This is a genomic window from Spirulina sp. CS-785/01, assembly GCF_028330525.1.
GTDB lineage: Bacteria > Cyanobacteriota > Cyanobacteriia > Cyanobacteriales > Spirulinaceae > JAQMSD01.
Genome location: NZ_JAQMSD010000321.1, coordinates 1 through 3,119, shown reverse-complemented (window position 1 = coordinate 3,119; position 3,119 = coordinate 1). Strand labels below are relative to the sequence as shown.

Here is a 3,119-nt window from a genome sequence, read left to right as displayed (position 1 = left end):
TGATGGTTTAACCTGTTTGACAACCTTGGGTTAAAACCCAAGGCTGAGAGCATAAGCCTGTTAAAAACAGGCTAATATGCTGATAATTTAACCCGTTTTAACGGGTTTTGGCTTTTAGCCTTGGATTTCAATCCAAGGTTCACTGATTGGCCTTAGTATCCTGAACCGCAGCCCAAAAGAGTAACACTGTAATTGGGACACTCAGGGCTAAAATAATGGCGGTGGCAGTTGTGCCGTAGGTTGGATGACCGTAACTCAATTCAAACACAGAGCCAACACCAGCGATCGCGCTGACGCAACAACCAGCTAGAAAAACACCACTTTTGGGGGTCATTCCCATTCTATCTTCTCCTTTTGTTTATGTGATAGGCCGTTTATGTGATAGGCCGTTTATGTGATAGGCCGTTTATGTGATAGGCCGTTTATTGAACAGGCTTAACAGCATTCATGGAAAAATGATGCTTAGTTAACGCTTCTGCTAAGAGTAACTCATTCTCAACCCGATCAACGAATAAAACCCCGTTGAGGTGGTCCATCTCATGTTGAATGACTCGGGCCAACAGTCCACTCGCAGGCATTTTCTGAGGCCGGCCATTTTCGTCTTTGAAGGAAACTTCAATGGCTTGAGGCCGCACCACATCCAGATAAACCCCTGGAATACTTAAACACCCTTCTTCCCCACTGCATACTTCTTTACTTGACCGAGTAATTTTAGGGTTAATTAAGACAAAAGGAGGGTTGGCCGCGTTACTGGGATCACAGTCCACCACTAATAACTGTTTATGGACTCCCACTTGGGGGGCTGCGAGTCCGATCCCATCGGAACTATACATGGTTTGTAGCATATCTCGCACCAAGTGGCGAGTGTTGTCATCGACTTTCGAGACTCGTTTGGTGGGTTTGCGTAAAACGCGATCGCCCAAATAATGTAACTCTAATGGGGGAGTCTGAACTTTTTTCTTATCGACAATAACGGCGGAACTCATAAGCTATAACGATTAAAATGCCTTCTCTTCTTTGATCTTAGCTGAAAAAGCGAGAAACCCTACGGTATAGTCTATGGAATTTGGCGTAGGTTGAATCCCTTGCAATGCACGAAAATAGCCAGTCGTAGGAGTTGGTGAGCAGCCTACATTCTCTTTGATTCAATGAATGATTCAATGACTGTAGGAGTCTATCACCGGGGATTTTGATGACTCAGTTGAGTCCTCAGACTTATATCTGAGGGCAAGAGTACCTTAAACCTCCTCACGAAGTCTATTCCCCCCTAGGAGGAAAAGCGTACAAAAGGAGGAGCATTCACCCCAACCTCATTGGCTATTTTCTCAGGGAGAGAATACAATAGGCGGTATATCGTGGCATTTCCTGGGACTCATCATGAGCGCAGTTCTACAACTTGGCAAGCATAAACTAGGAGCAGAGGATGTGGTGTCCTTGCTGACCTCCCCTGAAGTCCTTCCCCATCTTCTCCGAGAATTGGTGATTGAGCAAGCCATTGCCTCCATCACCTATACCTCCCAAGAATTAGAACAATTTCGCCAACACCTGCAAAAACAGGCCCCCAACACCGTTTCAGCAGAACAAATTTCGCTGTTGGCCCCCCGAAAACTGAAAATTGAGAAATTCAAAGAAGATCAATGGGGGGATGTAGTTGAAGCTGAATTTCTCAGCAATAAAGAAAAATATGACCGCGTAGTCTTCTCCCTCATTCAAAGCGAAGACATGGAAGTAGTGCAAGAACTCTATTTTCGCTTACAGGAAGGAGAGGCCAATTTTTCAGAACTGGCGGCCCAATATTCCCAAGGGCCCGAAGCGCAGAGTCAGGGAATGGTTGGCCCCATGGAAGTAAAAAACCTGCACCCGAAACTCGCTCAAGTTTTGCGCACCAGTCAACGGGGACAACTGACTGCACCATTTCGGGTTGATCGCTGGATTGCGATCGCCCGTCTTGAACGCTACATTACCACAGACTTTACCACCCCCCTGCGCCAACGCCTCCTCAACGAAAAATTTGAAACTTGGGTGCAACAACAAATCCAACAACAATCCCAAGGGACAATTTCCGTCAGCAAAGACTTACAAGTTCCCCCCTTAGATACCACCCTGCCAAACAAAGCCTCTCAAACCGCCCCAGAATCGCCCCAAAGCGACGAAACGCCCCCTCAAAGTCCAAACACCCCACCCCCCCCAACCCCGCCCCTACAACTGCAAAAAGAACCCCGTCACCAACGATTAAACGAAACCCTTGTTTTATCCCTTATCCCCTTTGCCTTAGCGGGGTGGTCTGTAGCTGCCTTACTAGGGTTTAGCCGTCAACCAGAAATCTTTACCGCCAACAATGAAGACGAAGACGCAGAACTCACCACCGAAACCCATGCAACCCCCTCCAATGGGTTAGGAGTGGGTCGGCAAGAAGCCTTCCGAGTAGCGGTAAATAACGCCACAGAAGCCGCTAACCTCACCCAAACGGCAAAAACCCCCCAAGAGTGGAATCAAGTCGCCCAACATTGGCAAAACGCCATTGCCTTGATGCGCATTGTCCCCCCCAACAGCAAAGATTATCCCCTTGCCCAGAAAAAAGTCATTGAATATCAGGGCAATTTAGAATACGCCCAACAACAGGCAAAAAAAAGTGATAATCTCTTTCAAGCCTCCTTAGAGCGGGCCGCCGAAGCAGTAGTCTTTAGTCGCACTGCCCGTTCCCTAACCGACTGGAAAAAAGCCGCCAACCACTGGGAAAACGCCATTAGTCTCATGCAGCAAATTCCCAAAGGCCAACCCAATTATATTAAAGCCCAACAAAAATTAATGGAATACGAAGCCTATTTACAGTTTGCACAAATGAAAGCACAAAACGTTCTTTCAAGATAAACCCATGAGAATCATCATAGATTGTAGATTGTAGGTTAGGTGAAGCGCAGCGAAACCCAACATCCCCTAACAATTCAAAATTAACAATTAACAATTGAGGGTTAAGTATTAATCATTGTAGGGTGGGCAATGCCAGCCCTGTCAAGGTGAGAAATTGTAGAACGAGACACCGTTGTTTCAGACACTTGTGAGAGACATTTTCTCCCCCTCTCCCAAGGTTGGGAGAGGGGGTTGGGGGGTGAGGGCGA

Annotated in this window: 3 protein-coding genes; 1 reads left to right on the top strand and 2 read right to left on the bottom strand. The window is 46.9% G+C overall.

The annotated features are described in order from the left end of the window. Positions 1-139: 139 nt before the first annotated feature. Positions 140-340 (bottom strand): hypothetical protein, encoded by a 201-nt coding sequence (locus PN462_RS21400; RefSeq protein ID WP_272130880.1) that lies wholly within the window; start codon positions 338-340, stop codon positions 140-142. Positions 341-422: 82 nt separating this feature from the next. Next, positions 423-986: a peptide deformylase gene (gene def, locus PN462_RS21395; RefSeq protein ID WP_272130879.1), complete on the bottom strand. Its 564-nt coding sequence runs from the start codon at positions 984-986 to the stop codon at positions 423-425. 391 nt (positions 987-1,377) lie between these two features. Between def and PN462_RS21390 the strand changes: the two genes are divergently transcribed. Continuing rightward, positions 1,378-2,871 carry a peptidylprolyl isomerase gene (locus PN462_RS21390; RefSeq protein WP_272130878.1) on the top strand — a complete coding sequence of 498 codons (1,494 nt, stop codon included), beginning with the start codon at positions 1,378-1,380 and terminating at the stop codon, positions 2,869-2,871. Positions 2,872-3,119 lie beyond the last annotated feature (248 nt).

Excerpts from the sequence above, each read along its gene's own strand:
- PN462_RS21390 (WP_272130878.1), top strand. The coding sequence starts at position 1,378 with ATGAGCGCAGTTCTACAACTTGGCAAGCATAAACTAGGAGCAGAGGAT.
- def (WP_272130879.1), bottom strand. The coding sequence starts at position 986 with ATGAGTTCCGCCGTTATTGTCGATAAGAAAAAAGTTCAGACTCCCCCA.
- PN462_RS21400 (WP_272130880.1), bottom strand. The coding sequence starts at position 340 with ATGGGAATGACCCCCAAAAGTGGTGTTTTTCTAGCTGGTTGTTGCGTC.